Genomic DNA, 17,950 nt, shown 5'->3' with positions numbered 1-17,950 from the left:
AAAAAAAGGCGCAGAAAATTGCGCCTTTATTTAAAGTATTTTTTAAAAAGTACATTTCTAAAGAAATGTGTTTGCTCATCAATCAATAAGAATCTCTCAGTTCCAGACTTTGGATTAATGTTTGATAGCGAGCTTCATCGTTTCGCTTTAAATATTTTAACAGCTTACGACGCTTATTAACGAGTTCTTGTAGTCCACGACGAGAATGGAAATCTTTTTTGTGCTCTTTAAAATGGTCAGTTAAATATTTAATGCGGCTTGTAATGATAGAAACCTGAACTTCAGGCGAACCAGTATCTTTATCGGAACGCTTGTATTCTTTAACGATTGCTGCTTTATCCGCGCTGCTTAGCGACATTATACACTCCCGGAACTACTAAGTATTCATTTAAAGGCGAACATTCTACCAAGGCATGTCCAACGAAACAAGTACTGAAAATTATTTTTGTGCAAAAAATTTCATATTTAACCGCGATTGTTTCTTTTATCACGTGATTACGACTAAAAAGAAAGCAATCGTTTCGCTTTAATATCACCTTGTGTATTTCGTTCACCTAACCCAATAAATTGTGCATTCTCATCATAAAGACGTACACAATCAGCTTCTCCAACATCTATTTTATTTGTTACTGTTCTGCCTTGACGGATAGTAACTACCTCGTCATCCAAAAGAGTTACTTGCTGTAAATGCTTTACTGCGATATCCATAGGAATTAAGCAATCCATTCTTTCGGACACAGACATTGCCTCTAATGCATCGAGCGAGTACATGGGCATATTATCTAAACCTGATGTATACACTCTATGTAATCGAGTCACATGAGCCCCTACACCTAAAACGTCACCTATATCCTCAACTAAGTTACGAATATAAGTTCCTTTGCTACAAGCCACTGTTAAAGAGAAGTGAACTCCATCGAAAGCAGTAAGCTGTAAATTACTAATCAGGATCTCTCGTGCTTTCCTCTCAATATTGATCCCTTCTCGAGCCAAACGATAAAGAGGGGTCCCATTGTGTTTTAAAGCGGAAAACATCGAAGGAATCTGCTTTATATGTCCCGTGTGTTGCTCCAATACATCCAATAATTGCGCTTCAGAAATAGTAAATGCATCCACACGCGCAGTCACTTCTCCTGTAGCATCAGCAGTATTCGTTTTAACACCCAGCAGTCCCGTAGTTTGGTAACATTTATCTGCATCAAGTAAAAACTGACATACTTTCGTCGCTTCACCGAAACAAAGTGGTAACATACCGGTAGCTAATGGATCTAAACTTCCCGTATGCCCTGCTTTTTGCGCCCCTAGCAGCCTTTTTGCTTTCTGTAAGGCAGTATTAGAGGTCATTCCTTCCGGTTTGTTCAGCAATAAAATTCCATCTATTGCTAAAGATTTATTCGCTTTCATTATCTTCTGAAGTCGGCGGATTTACTTCATCAATGAGTCGACTTAAACGTTGCCCGTACTCTATTGATTCGTCATATACAAAATGCAATTGAGGAACTGTGCGCAAGGTAATACTACGTGCTAAAGCGCTGCGCAAATAACTGGCAGCAGCATTTAAAATAGCTGTAACCATTTTTTTATCATCATTAAGCACGGTAAAATATACTTTGGCATGCCCTAAATCAGCAGCCACTTTGACTGCTGATATAGTCACAAATCCGGTTAAGCGCGGATCTTTTACTTCCATAGGTATTATCTGAGCTAGCTTCCGCTGAATCATTTCAGCGACACGATCTGTACGTTTAAAATTATGACCCATCTTTATAAATCACGCTTAATTTCTACTGTTTCATATACTTCTATTAGATCGCCTGGTTTTACATCATTGTAATTTTTGACGCCAATACCACATTCAAACCCTTGACGGACTTCAACCACATCATCTTTAAATCTTCTTAGTGATTCCAAAGTCCCCTCATAGATGACCACGTTAGCACGTAGTACACGAATAGGATTATTGCGCTTAATAACACCTTCAACGACCATACAACCTGCAATTGCACCAATTTTTGGTGATTTAAACACATCTCGAACTTCGGCAATACCAATAATTTCTTCTTTAAATTGTGGCGCAAGCATGCCTGTCAAAGCACCCTTGATCTGATCAACGATATCGTAAATAACACTATAATAATGCAGCGGCACTGATTCATGCTCTGCCAATTTCTTCGCGCTGCTATCGGCTCTGACATTAAAACCAACTAGAAGCGCATTAGAGGCTATAGCCAAATGCACATCCGATTCAGTGATACCGCCTACACCACTCGAAATAACTTCAACTTTAACTTCATCAGTAGATAATTTCACTAAAGCATCTGAAATTGCTTCAAGGGAACCTTGAACATCCGCTTTAAGAACTACATTTAGAACCTTAGATTCTCCGGCAGCCATGTTTTTCATGATGCCTTCAATGGTTGATTTTTGGCGTCTGGCAAGTTTTACATCACGGAATTTACCTTGACGGAATAAAGCCACTTCCCGTGCTTTTTTCTCGTCGGGAACAACAACCGCTTCATCTCCAGCATGAGGAATTGCTGATAGACCAAGAACTTCAACTGGAATTGATGGGCCAGCAGTATCAACCATATCCCCATTATCACCAACAAGAGCCCGTACTCGACCATACTGAAAACCAGCAAGTAAAATATCCCCTTTGTGTAAGGTTCCACTTTGTACCAGCACTGTTGCTACAGGTCCTCTACCTTTATCCAAGCGTGATTCAATCACTACGCCTTTAGCGGCACCATCAGTAACCGCGGTCAACTCTAGAACTTCCGATTGCAATAATATTGCATCAAGTAACTCATCAATACCCATACCTGATTTGGCTGAGATGTTGATAAACATCGTATCACCACCCCATGCTTCTGGAATTACTTCATGCACAGTTAATTCATTCATGACGCGATCAGGATCAGCATCTGGTTTATCCATTTTATTAATGGCAACGATGATCGGTACCTTGGCCGCTTTCGCATGTTGAATCGCTTCTACTGTTTGTGGCTTAACGCCATCATCGGCAGCTACGATCAAGATAACGATATCGGTGACTTTTGCTCCTCGAGCTCTCATTGCCGTAAATGCAGCATGGCCTGGAGTGTCTAAGAAAGTAATATCCCCTTTAGGCGTGCTCACATGGTAAGCACCAATATGTTGGGTAATACCACCGGCTTCACCAATAGCAACTTTCGTCCGACGGATATAATCCAGTAAAGAGGTTTTACCATGGTCCACATGTCCCATAATTGTAACTACTGGGGCTCTGGATTCGGTACGACTCCCCTTAGTAATCGACTCTCCTAGACCGACTTCAATTGCATCTTCTTTAATTACATGCGCCTTATGTCCCATCTCTTCAACAACAATGACTGCTGTTTCTTGATCAATAACCTGGTTTATGGTTGCCATTGCCCCAAGGGACATCATTATCTTAATGACTTCGGCAGCTTTTACAGACATTCTTTTTGCCAGCTCAGCTACAGTAACGGTTTCTGGGATTAAAACTTCTCTTACTACGGGTGCTGTAGGCAAGGCAAAGCCATGCGTTAATGACTCTTCGGCCTCTCTGAGTTTGTCTGATTTCTCAATACCCTTGCGCTTTTTAAATTTACTGCGTCCGCCGCGTCTATGTCCTTCTTGCTCTTCATCATCTCGTTCATAAGATGCTTGATATTTTGGTTTTTTCTTAACTTTTCTAAAATCTGATGCCTCTGATTCGGGGCCTTGATCAATATGCTTCTTTTTCGATTGTTTTTCTAATCGATGTTCTTCTTTGACTGCTATCGCTTCAATATCTTCAGGAGCAGTTGTATTTTCAACAGCTTCTGTAGCCAAGGGTTCCAAGAGATTATCAGTATTTTCTTCCTGTGGCGTTGCTTCCGACTCAAGTTCTTCCTGCATGTGCACCGGGGTCTCAGTAGCTTCAGCAGCTTGTTCAACTGCCTCAGCAGGAGCTTCAGATAAAACCTCTGGCGCAACTTCAGCTGGATGCTGTTCGGTAGCGATTTGATTTTCTTCAGGCAAAACCTCGGGTTCTTCAACCTCATGCTGCTCTATGATTGGAGCTCGCTTTACAAATACTTTTTTCTTACGAACTTCAACATTTACAGTTTTTCCACTATGAGCATCATGGCCAACCGTGACTTGTGATAAACTTTTTCGTCGTAAAGTAATTCTTTCAGGTGAAGCATTCACGTCACGCAGCGAAGCCCTCTTCAAATGATTGAGTAGGATTCGCTTTTGCTCTTCATTCACAGTCTGTTGGTCATCGGTAAAAGATAACCCTGCTTCCTGTAACTGGTTCAATAAGCGTTCAACCGGAATACCAACGACTTGAGCTAATTGTTTAACCGTCACATCCGCCATATTTTGATCCCCTTTCAGCAGTTCTATTCATCTTCAAAGACAGAGCTGCATAATTGCACTACATTAATTTATAATAAATCCATAGTCTCATAAAAACCATGGTTCTCTGGCCTTCATAATTAAAGCTCCGGCCTTTTCTTCTGTTATCCCATCAATTTCTAACAACTCATCTACAGATTGCTCCGCTAAATCTTCCATAGAGGTAATTCCCTTCGCAGCTAATTTATTAGCTAGCTCTTCAGTCATGCCTTCCATTGAGAGTAGTGATTCGTCAGGTGAACCAGATAGCTCTTTACCCGAAGAAAGAGCCATAGTGAGTAATTTATCGTTTGCTCGATTTCTTAGTTCTTCAACAATTTCTTCATCGAATTCATCAATTGCAAGCAACTCTTCTTTGGGAACATAAGCGATTTCCTCAAGCGAAGAAAAGCCATGTGCTACTAATAATGTAGCAATTTCTTCATCAATTTCCAGTGTAGTTGTAAATAACTTCACTATTTTACTGGACTCTTCCAAATTCTTATTTTCAAATTCGTCCGTAGTCATTACATTCAAAGTCCATCCTGTTAATTGGCTTGCCAATCGAACGTTTTGACCATTGCGACCAATTGCCTGAGATAATTGATCTTTTTCTACAGCTAAATCCATTGTATGAGTGTCTTCATCAACCACAATTGAAGAAATCTCTGCTGGAGCCATCGCATTAATGACTAATTGCGCAGGATTGTCATCCCATAAAATAATGTCTACACGCTCACCACCGAGTTCACTAGAAACAGCTTGAACACGTGCCCCACGCATACCAACACAGGCGCCTACAGGGTCAATCCGTCCGTCGTTAGTTTTTACTGCAATCTTGGCTCGGTTTCCTGGATCACGAGCAGCCGCTTTAACCTCAATAACGTTCTCACCAATTTCGGGTACTTCAATCCGGAAAAGCTCAATAAGCATTTCATTACGAGTACGGCTTACAAATAACTGCGGACCACGCGCTTGCGGGGTTATCTCATATAAATAAGCACGCACTCTATCATTCGGACGGAACATTTCATGAGGAAGCATCTCCGTGCGAGGTAAAAAAGCCTCTGCTTTACCACCTAAGTCAATGATAATATTATCTCGTGTTACTTTTTTAACAGTACCATAAATCAACTGGCCTAATTTGCTTCTAAATTGGTCAATGACGAGCTCACGCTCAGCTTCTCTAACCTTTTGCATGATCACTTGGCGGGCTGCCTGAGCTTCAATTCTGCCAAATTCAATTGAAGGGATCGATTCTTCGATACGATCTCCAATTTTTGCTGTCGGATTACGTTCTTTTGCTTGTTCGAGAGTTAATTGGCGGTCAGTATGTTCTAACTCATCATCATTCACTACATCCCAATACCGAAACGTTTCATAGTCACCTGTACGGGGATCTAGTTTAATTCGCACGCCTATATCTAAACCAAAGATCTTGCGAGTTGCAGACTCCAGTGCGGCCTGAATGGCAAGTATAATTACATCTTTACTTACACCTCTTTCGTTTGATAACGCCTCTGCAACTAGTAACAATTCTTTGCTCATTGTTCGCCTCTCTATACTGTCAAACTTGCTTTCACAATATTTGAAAAAAGTAATTCTTGATCTTCGTTATTTACATTAAGTACCAAAGAACTCTCAGATACTGAGACAATAGTACCTGTAAATTTACGCTTACCATCAACTGGTTTAAAAGTTTTTACTTGTATTTCATTCCCTATATAACGTTGATATTGCCAACTTTTAAATAGAGGTCTTGGAATGCCAGGTGATGATACTTCCAAGCTGTAATTCCCAGGAATTGGATCTTCAACATCAAGCAAAGCACTAACTTGATGACTCACCGCTTCACAGTCATCAATTCCTATTCCATCGGCCTTATCAATGTATATTCGCAATAAAGAATGCTTACCTTGCGAAAGATATTCACATCCCCAAAGTTCATAGCCCATATCATTGATTGCAGGCTCTAATATGTGTTCCAATTCATCTTGTATCATAGTATTAACAAACCAAAAAAGGGTACATGCCTAATACAAATACAATATAGTAACCTAAGTTCAGGGAAGGACTTAACTCTAGAAAGTGATTGTTGATAAAACTATGTTTCCGAGTACGGGCCTTGACTTTACTGGGCTACTACTATTTTTTTAGTGCAGTTACAAATTATACATAATAAAAAACCCCATGAATGGGGTTCTTAATAAGTGGTAGCGGGGGCAGGATTTGAACCTACGACCTTCGGGTTATGAGCCCGACGAGCTACCAGGCTGCTCCACCCCGCGTCAACTGATGGGAAGTATACTGAGAGTCGGCACTCTTAGCAAGTACTTTCGTACAGATTACAAATAAATATTGTTCTGCATTACAAAAAACGAGATTTTTCTAATGCAGAAGCGGATTATTTGTTATTCAGGAACCAAAAGCATTAATACACGCAACAATTAATGCGCCTGGAAAAATACCTAAATAAAGAAGTGATAAACAATTTAAAGAAAATACTAAAGTATTTCCCTTATTCATAATAACGGGTTCAACCTGTGTTGGTTTATCAAAATACATGATTTTAACAATTCTTAAGTAATAATAAGCACCAATTACTGTAAAGAATAAACCGACTACGGCTATCCAAGTCATTTGTGCATCGACCAATGCTTTAAGTACCAGTAATTTAGCAAAGAAACCAACGGTTGGAGGAACTCCTGCCAAAGAAAACATAATGATTAACATCATAAATGCTAACCATGGGCTTCTTTTGTTGAGGCCTTTCAAATCGTCAACACTATCAATTTCCATTCCTTGACTGGACATTAAAACAATCAAGCCAAAAGATGCTGCGGAAGTTATTGCATAAATCAAAATATAATAAAGTGCGGCAGAATAACCTGAGGCAGTCGCAGCTAAAATACCAAACAAAGCATATCCCATATGCGATATAGCTGAATAGGCTAGCAGCCGTTTAATACTGTTTTGTACAATCGCAAATAAATTCCCTAAGCCAGTTGAAAGCAGCGTCATGACTAATAAGATTTGCTGCCATTGCGTACTGAGATCTACCAAGCCAATAGTTAATAATCTAAAGGTCATACCCACAGCAGCAATTTTTGGTGCAGCACTGATAAATAAGGTAACTGATGTTGGAGCTCCTTGATATACATCTGGAACCCACATATGAAAGGGAACTGCCGCTAATTTAAATGCAATTCCAGATAAGATAAACACTAAAGCAAAAACAAGTAAGGTACTTTGCTGTTGCCAATTCGCGGCGATTGCATTAGCAACCTCCATTAAGTCAAGTTTTCCTGTCGCACCATAAATTAGGGAAATACCATATAAAAGCATTGCAGATGCAATTGAGCCCATTACAAAGTACTTCATTGCAGCTTCAGAAGCATCACTATCAGTTCGACGAATGGCTGTCATGGCATATAAAGGCAATGACAATAATTCCAAACCAAGGAAAATAGTCAACAGAGAATGTGCCGAAACAAGAAGCATCATCCCTAAAGTAGAAAACATTCCCAAAATATAGTAATCCCCTGAAGGCATTTGACGCTCATCGATATAATTTTTGGAATAGATAAAGCTCAACAATACCGTCAGATAAATAAAGAATTTCATTAAATTGGCAACATCATCGCTAATAAATAGACCATGTAGAGTAATGACTTTATACATGCCAATATAAAGGAAACTAACAACAGCAGCTAAAACCAAACCAATACACGATATAATATAGGCAATTGATTTATACCGATGCCGTAAAAATAAATCGGCAAGCAGCGCAATACACGCTGCAACCAACACGATCATTTCCGGAAGGGCTACATGGATATTTTCAAGTAATGCTGTCATATTGATTAACCTTGATTACAATTTTGATTGACTTGCTAATGCTAGAGTATGGCTTACTGTTTGATGTATGTACTCTAACAATGGCTTAGGATAAACCCCCATAGCGATTACCATCAAAGCAAGTAGAACATAAGCACTTAACTCAAAGCCCGAGAGGTCTTTTAATGCAGCAACCTTTTCATTTGCTACGGGACCGAAAATGACTCGTTTGTACATCCAAAGATTATAGCCGGCTGCAGTAATTAGAGTCGTAGCAGCCCAAAATGTTATCCAAAACCCGGCCTTCATTGACCCTAAAATCACCATGAATTCACCGACAAAACCGGAGGTGCCTGGCAAACCGGCATTTGCCATACAAAACAGCATAAAGAAAGAGGCAAATATCGGCATAGTATTCACTATTCCGCCCATGTCTGCTAAACGTCGAGTATGCATACGGTCATAAATGTAACCTACACCAGCAAAAAGTGCACTTGAGACAAAGGCGTGGGAAATCATGACTACAATCGCACCTTCTAATATTAGGCCCGCAGCACTTAATCCTGTTTGCTTGGCTATAGCAAAGATGGCAAAAGAACCTAATGTTACAAATCCCATATGCGAGATAGAGGAATATGCAATGAGTCGCTTCATATCTTTTTGAATAATTGCGACTAGCGCAATATAGACTATTGCAATTAAAGACAAGGCAATCATGACCCCTGCATAGCGATTGCATGCGTCTGGAACTATTGGCAGAGAAAAACGAATGAATCCGTAAGCACCGAGCTTTAATAATATTGCTGCCAGTACCACTGAGCCGCCTGCAGGGGCTTCGGTATGTGCATCCGGCAACCATGTATGAACTGGGAACATTGGGATTTTAATTGCAAACCCAAGAAAAAAAGCAATGAAAATCAGTGTTTGTGCAGTCATTCCTAACTTAATGGAATAGAGCGCTTCGATATTAAACGTGCCTGCTATATAGCCCATATACAAAAAGCTAGCTAACATAAGCACTGATCCCAAGAAGGTATATAGGAAAAATTTTATGGCGGCATAAACACGGTTATCGGACCCCCATATTCCAATAATCAGGTACATCGGGATAAGTGTTGCTTCCCAGAAGACATAGAATAAAATTGCATCTAGAGCTGAGAACACACCGACTAATAAACCTTGCATAATTAAAAATGCAGCTAAATATTGCGCAACTCTATTGGTAATACTTTCCCAGGTTGCCAAGATCACTACTAAATTTGTAAAAATACTCAGTACGATTAAGAGTAAGGACATCCCATCGATACCCAAGCTGTAGCTAATCCCTAAGGCAGGCATCCATGGAAATTCCTCCAAATATTGCATTCCCAATACTTTGGTGTCAAAACCTGCAACCAACGGGATACAAAGCAGCAAACAAAGTATTACAGTAAATAATGCCAAATAACGGGAAATATTCGGGCTTCGATCATCTCCAGCGAGAAGAACAAAAACACCGCCTATTACTGGCAACCAAATTAGTAAATTGAGCAAATAATGCATACCTTCACCCTATATTCAGCCGAGTATTAACCAGCATAAAAATCCAAGCAATCCAAAAACCATTACTGCTGCATAATGATACAGATAACCACTTTGTATAGCGCGACCTTTAGCTGAAAACCATCTAACAAGTCGACTGCTGCCGTTAACAAACATTCCATCGATGAGCTTTTGATCACCCACACTGTAAAATACAGTTCCTATACCCTTAGAACCTTTCACAAAGAATAAGTTGTTAAATGCATCAAATCCATATTTATTAACAAGTATCTTATAAATGAATGAAAATTTGCGTGCTAGATAACCTGGAATTGAGGGAACAGCGATATAACAAATCCATGCGATAGCTATCCCCGCTAAAGTTATCCAAAGGGTAAGTGAGTACACAGAATGCAACATACTTTCAAAAGGAGAAGTAACTTCATGTGCAAGCGCCGCCAAAACATTATGCTGAGGAAGAACAAACAAGGACGAACCTAAGATAGTCGGATTATCATAAAGCATAGGCATATACAGTATGTAACCCAAGATAATTGAAGGAATAGCAAGAAGCACGAGTGGCAACCATACAACCCATGGTGACTCATGAACATGACTCAAGGTATGTTCATCCATTCGTGGTTTGCCATGGAAGGTCATAAATAAAGACCTAAAGGTATATAATGCGGTTACACCTGCTCCAAGAAGTACACAGAAATAGGCATAGCCACTTCCAGGTATATGGGATAACTGTGCCGCTTCAATAATAGTATCTTTTGAATAAAACCCTGCCAATGGCGGTAGGGCACAGAGTGCCAGTGAGCCAATAACATAAGTTATATAAGTGATAGGCATTTTGTTCCATAAGCCCCCCATTTTTCGCATATCCTGTTCGTGATGCATTCCAATAATTACTGAACCGGCACCAAGGAATAAGAGAGCCTTGAAACATGCGTGAGTTAGAAGGTGAAACATTCCTGCACTATATGCAGAAGCACCCATTCCAACCATCATATAACCCAATTGAGACAATGTTGAATAAGCCACTACTCGCTTAATATCATTCATTACCAATGCTAAAATGCCGGTAAACAGTGCACCTGTTGCACCAATCACCAACACTACGCTTAACGCAGTAGTAGAAAATTCAATTAAGGGTGAAATACGCGCAATCATAAATACGCCTGCAGTAACCATGGTTGCAGCGTGAATAAGTGCAGAAATAGGTGTTGGACCTTCCATTGACTCAGGTAACCATACATGCAGAGGGACTTGTGCAGACTTACCCATAGCACCTACGTATAAAGCCAAACAGATCACGGTGACTAAAGACCAGGGGTGTCCATGAAATAACTCAATGCTTTGGCTTGATAAATAATTTACGCTTTTAAACACGGTTTCATAATCGACACTACCGGTATATGCGAAAACCAGAGCAATACCTATGAGAAAACCGAAATCACCAACTCGGTTCACAATAAATGCTTTAAGGCTACCTTCAATTGCTGACTCTTTTTGATACCAGAAGCCGATAAGTAGATATGAAACAAGACCTACACCTTCCCAACCAAAGAACAATTGCAAAAAGTTATTTGCGCTTACCAGCATCAGCATCATAAAGGTAAATAAAGAGATGTAACTAAAAAAGCGTTGATATCCGTCATCATCTGCCATATAGCCAATACTGTAGATATGCACCAGCAACGAGACAAAATTAACAGTCACCAGCATAACAACACTTAGGGGGTCAATCAAAAAACCTATGTTAAATTCAAAAGGAAGGATTAAGCCACCGCTGGCCCAATGATAAAGAACTGTGCTTTCAGTTGGAACGGCACCAGAAAACAGTTGCCAAGCAACATACAAAGAGACGACAAAAGAAATGGTGACACCAAGAATAGTAGCACTATGGGCCCCGGCTCGTCCTATTTGATTACGGAAGAAGCCAGCAATTATGGAGCCTGCCAAGGGAGCTAAAACAATTATTAAACAAAGTTGTTGGATACTCACAATGTTAACCTTTTAAATGATTCATCTTATCTACGTCAATATTGCCTCTATTTCTATAAAGCAACATCACTATCGCTAATCCTATTGCAGCTTCTGCAGCGGCAACTGTTAAAATAAAAAAGACAAAAACCTGACCACTAATCTCACTATAATAATGAGAAAATGCAATAAAATTAGTATTCACTGCAAGTAACATTAATTCGATACATACCAGCAATAAGATGATGTTCCTACGATTCATCATTATGCCAATAAGACCAAACCCGAATAAAATCGCACCTAAAATTAGGTAATTATTAACCGGTATCATATAGAATTCCCCAACATTATTTTTCTGCTTTCATATTAATTAATTCAACCCGTTCATTTCGACTTGTCAGAATCTGTTGTTTCACATTCTGTCTCTTCGACTTTCTCGGACCTCTATGCACCAGGGTAATTGCAGAAATAATTGCAATAAGCAACAATGCAGCGGCAATCTCAAAAGCCAGTAAATAATCGGTGTACAGAACCATACCTAAGGCTTCGGTATTTGATAATGGCTGTCCTGCAGGATTGTTTTGTGCCACATCAAAAAACTGGGTACTTAGGGGCGCTTGATTTTGTGTTTCAACATTCGACTTAAATGTACCTGCAGGTATAGATACCATTAAAAGTCCTGTTAATAACGCAACCAGAATCAAGCCAAAAGGTAAATAACGTTTGTAATGGTTTTTAATTACTTCAATATCAATATTGAGCATCATGACCACGAAGAGAAACAGTGTCATCACTGCCCCCACATAAACCAGTACCAGAATCAAGGCAAGAAATTCTGCTTCTGCAAGTATCCATAAAATGGCACTGGCAAAAAAAGTAAGTACAAGGAATAAAACACTACGCACAGGGTTGTCTTGTATGATCACCATAAAAGCAGCACCGACTGCTATAGCCGCAAAAATATAAAAAATAATTGGAACTAATAATTCATGCATACTGTACCCCGTTATCGATATTTTTCGTCAGCAGCTCGATCTGCTGCAAGTCTTGGCTCCAGCAAATCACCAAGCGCCAGGAGCTTTTCCTTAGTCATAATATTCTGACCACGTTCGCTAATATGGTAGTGAAGTACCGGTGTAACTACTATGGAATCTACAGGGCAAGATTCTTCACATAAACCACAATTAATGCATTTAAAAACATCGATATCATATCTCGTAGTTCGTCGAGACCCATCTTCACGAGGTTCTGCTTCGATAGTAATTGCCAATGCAGGACAAACAGCTTCACATAATTTGCAGGCGATACAGCGCTCTTCCCCATTAGGATAGCGGCGTAGGGCTAGCGCTCCTCTAAAGCGAGGAGATATGGGTGTTTGCTCTTCAGGGAATTGAACTGTGGTCTTTTTCTTAAAGAAATATTTACCAGTTAATTTTAAACCCTGCAATAATTCTATTAAAAGAAAACTGCGTACGTAGTATTTAATATATTGATATGCTTTTTTCATCGGCTTCTCTATTAACCATTAAAACCAAGGTTTAACATGTGTAACCACCATTAGCGCAGTTACAATAATCCAAACAATGGTGACCGGAATGAGTACTTTCCAACCTAAGCGCATAAGTTGGTCATAACGATAACGAGGAAAAGTAGCTCTTATCCATAAATACACATATAGGAAAAAGCTCACTTTTACGAGTAACCAAACAAAGCCAGGTACAACAAAAAATATATTTTCTAAGAAGGGAATTCCTTCAAAAGGTGACATCCATCCACCCATAAACATAATGCTGAGCAGTACAGAGACAAGAATCATGCTTGCATATTCTGACAAGAAGAATAGTGCGAATCCTATCCCTGAATACTCGACATGGAAACCAGCAACGATTTCAGATTCGCCTTCTGCCAGATCGAATGGCGCTCTATTGGTTTCAGCAATTCCAGCAATCCAGAATACAAAAAATAATGGAAGAAGAGGAATAAACCACCAGTGTAAAATCCCACCTCTTTGTGAATTAACAATATCTGTGAAATTCATGCTTCCGGCAGCTAATAGTACGCCCACTAAAGCAAAACCCATAGCAATTTCATAAGATACAGTTTGCGCTGTACTCCTTAAGGCACCAAACATTGCATATTTAGAGTTGGATGCCCAACCTGCGATCAGAACACCGTACACTCCCAGTGAACTCATAGCAAAAACGTAAAGTACCCCTGCATTAATATTGGCGAGAACCATACCTTCTTGAAAAGGAACCACCGCCCAACCAGCCAAAGCCGGAACCAATGCGAATAAGGGTGCGGCTATAAAAAGATATTTATTGGAACGGGTAGGGATAATAATTTCTTTAGTGATTAATTTAATTAAATCCGCAATGGGTTGGAGCAACCCCCTTAACCCAACACGATTCGGTCCTATACGTGTTTGTATATACCCAATAACCTTACGCTCTGCGTATATTAAATATGCAACACATAGTAGCAAAGGTACTACGATTACTAATATTTTAATGATGACCCAAATTAATATGCTAATATCTTGCAGCATTTTCTTACCTGCCTAGCGCTTAATAGTTATTGCAGCAAATGAATGACCCAAATCTACTGTTTCAGGCATCGCGTTTGCTACCCATACAACATCTGCCGCAATGCGTTCATCACGTTTTAGCGGCAATGTTATCTCAATATCTCCCTGAGATACAGTAGCAACATCTTCCAATTTCAATCGATCTGCTGTTAGAGGATTGATACGTATGCATGCTTGCTCAGCAGCTGCGCATAATTGCAGTTCTTTACTATTTCTGACAATTGCATCGCTGCGATAGAGTGGCCACTCTCCTACTCGAACTAACGATTGATTCATCATAGGTAGGCTCTCAGGATAATATGGTTTATATTCTTGCTCCATTGTGATTGCAACACTATTTTTAATTTCAGACAAAATATCTTCTGTTGACAAATAATCAAAGCCATCACAATGCAATAAATTACCTAATACTCTTAATATCTTCCATGCTGGTCTTGACTCGCCATACGGAGTCAAGGCTCCCTTGACAGTTTGCCAAGTATTATCAACATTAATGTAGGTTCCTGAGGTTTCAGCATAAGGAGCCATCGGTAAAATAACATCCGCATAGTCATGCATTGATTCATGATTGTAAGCAGACATTAATACTACAAACTCGGAAGCAAGCATCGATTGTCTTGCACCATAAGGATTAGCAAAATCAAACCCTGGCTCTACTCCCATTAGAAAATATCCTTTAAGTTTGGCATTTAACGCAGCCTGTACATCCATGCCTGGAGTAGAATCAGCCTTCCCAGCAGTTGTACGATGTGGAACCATGCCCGCCATCCAAGCACCAGCTGTATTGGCACCATGAGTAAGCCGGAGCACTTTGGCACCGCTTAATTTTTCAATATGGGAAATTAAAGTACGCAGTAACGCAGCTTCAGGGTGATTTTCACAGAGAGCACCCGTAATTAAGCACGCCTTCTCGTTCTTCAATGCTTTGGCAACTTTTTGAGTTGCCTTGTCTGGTTCAAGGCCTATTAATAATTTTTGTACTGGCGCGGGTAGCGTCTTGAGATCATCAGTAAGCGCTAAAGCAAGCTTGGCAAGTTGCATTGGCATTTCTAATGGTGAGACAATGAAACGCTCGCTTAGATCGAAACGATATTCAAAATCTACTGGGTTTATGGCATAAATGTCGGCACCATTACGATAAGCCTTACGCACCCTCACCCCTGCAAGCGGGACTTCACGATCAATATTACATCCGATCAATACAATCGTATTTTGTTGTTCTACTTCTGCATAAGTCAATGAACTTTTTGGAGTCGTTGCCTGAGTTTCTTGATCTCTAAAATCTACTTGTTGCAATCGGTGATCTAAATTATGAACACCTATTGCACGCATTAATTTTTGAAGCAAGTACAGTTCTTCTAATGTAGAAGAGCTTGATGCAAATGCTGCCACCTGTTCTGGGCCATTTTGTTTTATGACTCGTGCTAAGCCTTCTGCTGTAAATTTTAAAGCAGTTTCCCAATCTACGATTTCCCATTGGCCATTACGTTTAATTTGTGGCTGGCTTGCTCTTAGTGAACTCGTTAGTCCAAGGTAGCTAAATCGGTCGCGATCGGATAACCATGTTTCATTAATTACTTCATTCTCTTTAGGAACAACTCGCATTAACTGATTGCGGCGTGTATGTATATAGATATTAGAACCCAGACAGTCATGGGGCGCGACACCATCATGCTGGGTAAGTTCCCAAGCTCTCGCTGTAAAACGGTATGGTTTTGACGTTAAAGCGCCTACCGGGCACAAATCGATAATATTGCCAGAGACTTCTGATTTCATACTGTGCTGGACATAAGTTCCAATTTTCATGTGTTCGCCACGACCGGTTGCACCCAACTCTCTTAATCCCGCAATTTCCTCGCCAAAACGAACACAACGAGTACAATGGATGCAGCGAGTCATTTCTGTTGAAATCAGCTCACCTAAATTATCATCATCTACTGAACGTTTTGTTTCAGTATATTCTGATGCATCTGCGCCATATCCCATAGATACATCTTGCAGCTCGCACTCACCGCCTTGATCGCAAATAGGACAATCCAATGGGTGATTTATCAGGAGAAATTCCATAACCACTTTTTGAGAATGTAAGGCTTCTTTTGATTTGGTAAACACCTTCATTCCGTCAGTAATTGGAGTAGCACAGGCAGGAACTGGCTTGCGGCCATTTTCTACTTCAACTAGGCACATGCGGCAGTTTGCAGCCACAGATAATTTTTTATGATAACAAAAACGTGGAATATGAATGCCTGCTTCATCGGCAACTTCAATAATCATTTTACCGTTTTCTGCTTCAAATGTTTTACCGTCGATTTCAATAGTAGTAGTCATGGTCAAACCTTTTAATTATGCTGCGACAATTGAGCGTTTATGCTTAACGAAATATTCAAATTCATCGCGGAAATGCTTAACAAAACTTTGTACAGGCCAAGCTGCTGCCTCACCTAATGCACAAATAGTGCGTCCTTCGATATTATTCGCAACATTGATTAATTTCTCTACATCTCCAGGTTCTCCATGACCTTCTTTAATACGATGTAATAATCGGACTAACCAGCCGGTACCTTCGCGGCACGGCGTGCATTGACCGCAAGACTCATCCATATAGAATTCAGAAATACGATATAAGGCGTCAACCATACAGGTTGTTTCATCCATAATTATTACAGCACCTGAACCTAAGCCTGAGCCTGCTTTTTGAATGCTGTCATAATCCATATCGAGTTCCATCATGACATCACCAGGTAAAACTCGCATGGAGGTACCGCCAGGAATTACTGCTTTAATTTTTCGGCCTTTTATAACGCCACCAGCCAACTCAAGCAGTGTTTTAAATGGTGTTCCCAAAGGAATTTCATAATTACCAGGTTTATTAACATGGCCACTCACACTAAAACACTTAGTGCCGCCATTATTTGGCTTACCTAATTTTAGAAACCACTCACCGCCTTTTTCCATAATCACCGGTACAGAGGCAAAAGTTTCTGTATTATTAATCGTTGTAGGTTTGCCATATAAACCATAATTCGCTGGAAATGGCGGTTTAAATCTTGGCTGACCTTTTTTTCCTTCTAAAGAGTTGAGCAGTGCCGTTTCTTCCCCGCAAATATACGCACCGGCTCCCAAATGATTATACAAATCAAAATCAATACCCGAACCTAAAATATTCTTACCGAGTAAACCGGCTGCATAAGCTTCTTTTAATGCAGCTTCTGTACGCTCATAAGGCAACCAGAATTCGCCGCGAATGTAGTTATAGCCTACAGTGGAACCCATGGTATATCCGGCTATTGCCATTCCTTCGATGAGTTGGTGTGGATTTAAGGTAAGTATTTCTCGGTCCTTACATGTACCTGGCTCACCTTCGTCGGAATTACAGACTACATATTTTTGCACAGGAGTGTTACGGTTCATAAAACTCCATTTTAATCCTGTAGGGAATCCGGCACCGCCTCGTCCACGCAAAGCAGAAGTTTTTAATTCATCAATAATCGATTGTGGAGAAGTTTGCTCTTTTAATATTTTTCTCCATGCGCTGTATCCGCCAACACTTTCATAAGCAGATAGTGTCCAGGGCTCTGGTAGATGAAATGTTCGATAACAAACTTGATTTAGTTCAACCACGGCAACCAC

General features: G+C 40.1%; 14 protein-coding genes, 1 tRNA gene and 2 pseudogenes. All 17 read right to left on the bottom strand.

Annotation, left to right across the window (positions count from 1 at the left end):
• Positions 1–82 precede the first annotated feature (82 nt).
• The gene (gene rpsO, locus ACF8MK_RS06850; protein ID WP_028381756.1) at positions 83–358 is read right to left on the bottom strand and encodes a 30S ribosomal protein S15; all 276 of its coding nucleotides are present in this window, start codon (positions 356–358) and stop codon (positions 83–85) included.
• Between the two features lie 143 nt (positions 359–501).
• Positions 502–1,404, bottom strand: a complete 903-nt coding sequence (gene truB / locus ACF8MK_RS06845) for a tRNA pseudouridine(55) synthase TruB (RefSeq protein ID WP_392538700.1) — start codon at positions 1,402–1,404, stop codon at positions 502–504.
• On the bottom strand, positions 1,391–1,762 hold the full coding sequence (gene rbfA, locus ACF8MK_RS06840) for a 30S ribosome-binding factor RbfA (protein WP_265703495.1): 372 nt from the start codon (positions 1,760–1,762) through the stop codon (positions 1,391–1,393). Before rbfA ends, truB begins: the two co-directional genes overlap by 14 nt.
• A gap of 2 nt (positions 1,763–1,764) precedes the next feature.
• Positions 1,765–3,780: pseudogene (infB, locus tag ACF8MK_RS06835) on the bottom strand (translation initiation factor IF-2); the annotation flags it as partial.
• A gap of 239 nt (positions 3,781–4,019) precedes the next feature.
• Positions 4,020–4,368, bottom strand: a pseudogene (locus ACF8MK_RS06830) (translation initiation factor IF-2 associated domain-containing protein); the annotation flags it as partial.
• Between the two features lie 87 nt (positions 4,369–4,455).
• Complete coding sequence (gene nusA / locus ACF8MK_RS06825) at positions 4,456–5,934, bottom strand: transcription termination factor NusA (protein WP_392538699.1); 1,479 nt, start codon at positions 5,932–5,934, stop codon at positions 4,456–4,458.
• A gap of 11 nt (positions 5,935–5,945) precedes the next feature.
• Positions 5,946–6,389 (bottom strand): ribosome maturation factor RimP, encoded by a 444-nt coding sequence (gene rimP / locus ACF8MK_RS06820; protein ID WP_392538698.1) that lies wholly within the window; start codon positions 6,387–6,389, stop codon positions 5,946–5,948.
• Between the two features lie 208 nt (positions 6,390–6,597).
• Positions 6,598–6,674, bottom strand: a tRNA-Met gene (locus ACF8MK_RS06815).
• A 127-nt stretch (positions 6,675–6,801) separates the two neighbouring features.
• Positions 6,802–8,244, bottom strand: coding sequence for an NADH-quinone oxidoreductase subunit NuoN (gene nuoN, locus ACF8MK_RS06810; RefSeq protein ID WP_392538697.1), 1,443 nt, complete (start codon positions 8,242–8,244; stop codon positions 6,802–6,804).
• 15 nt (positions 8,245–8,259) lie between these two features.
• Positions 8,260–9,765 (bottom strand): NuoM family protein, encoded by a 1,506-nt coding sequence (locus ACF8MK_RS06805; protein WP_392538696.1) that lies wholly within the window; start codon positions 9,763–9,765, stop codon positions 8,260–8,262.
• A 15-nt stretch (positions 9,766–9,780) separates the two neighbouring features.
• Positions 9,781–11,754 carry an NADH-quinone oxidoreductase subunit L gene (gene nuoL, locus ACF8MK_RS06800; protein WP_392538695.1) on the bottom strand — a complete coding sequence of 658 codons (1,974 nt, stop codon included), beginning with the start codon at positions 11,752–11,754 and terminating at the stop codon, positions 9,781–9,783.
• 4 nt (positions 11,755–11,758) lie between these two features.
• Positions 11,759–12,064, bottom strand: a complete 306-nt coding sequence (gene nuoK / locus ACF8MK_RS06795) for an NADH-quinone oxidoreductase subunit NuoK (protein WP_028381747.1) — start codon at positions 12,062–12,064, stop codon at positions 11,759–11,761.
• 16 nt (positions 12,065–12,080) lie between these two features.
• Positions 12,081–12,728 (bottom strand): NADH-quinone oxidoreductase subunit J, encoded by a 648-nt coding sequence (locus tag ACF8MK_RS06790; RefSeq protein WP_392538694.1) that lies wholly within the window; start codon positions 12,726–12,728, stop codon positions 12,081–12,083.
• A gap of 11 nt (positions 12,729–12,739) precedes the next feature.
• A complete protein-coding gene (gene nuoI, locus ACF8MK_RS06785) occupies positions 12,740–13,240 on the bottom strand; it encodes an NADH-quinone oxidoreductase subunit NuoI (protein WP_265703503.1) in 501 nt (166 codons plus the stop codon).
• Positions 13,241–13,258: 18 nt separating this feature from the next.
• Positions 13,259–14,281 (bottom strand): NADH-quinone oxidoreductase subunit NuoH, encoded by a 1,023-nt coding sequence (gene nuoH, locus ACF8MK_RS06780; RefSeq protein WP_028381744.1) that lies wholly within the window; start codon positions 14,279–14,281, stop codon positions 13,259–13,261.
• A 12-nt stretch (positions 14,282–14,293) separates the two neighbouring features.
• Positions 14,294–16,648 carry an NADH-quinone oxidoreductase subunit NuoG gene (gene nuoG, locus ACF8MK_RS06775; RefSeq protein WP_392538693.1) on the bottom strand — a complete coding sequence of 785 codons (2,355 nt, stop codon included), beginning with the start codon at positions 16,646–16,648 and terminating at the stop codon, positions 14,294–14,296.
• Positions 16,649–16,663: 15 nt separating this feature from the next.
• The gene (gene nuoF, locus ACF8MK_RS06770; protein WP_392538692.1) at positions 16,664–17,941 is read right to left on the bottom strand and encodes an NADH-quinone oxidoreductase subunit NuoF; all 1,278 of its coding nucleotides are present in this window, start codon (positions 17,939–17,941) and stop codon (positions 16,664–16,666) included.
• Positions 17,942–17,950: the final 9 nt, after the last annotated feature.

The sequence above is a fragment of the Legionella sp. 227 genome, from assembly GCF_043161935.1.
GTDB lineage: Bacteria > Pseudomonadota > Gammaproteobacteria > Legionellales > Legionellaceae > Legionella > Legionella sheltonii.
This window is presented reverse-complemented; position numbering and strand designations above follow the sequence as displayed.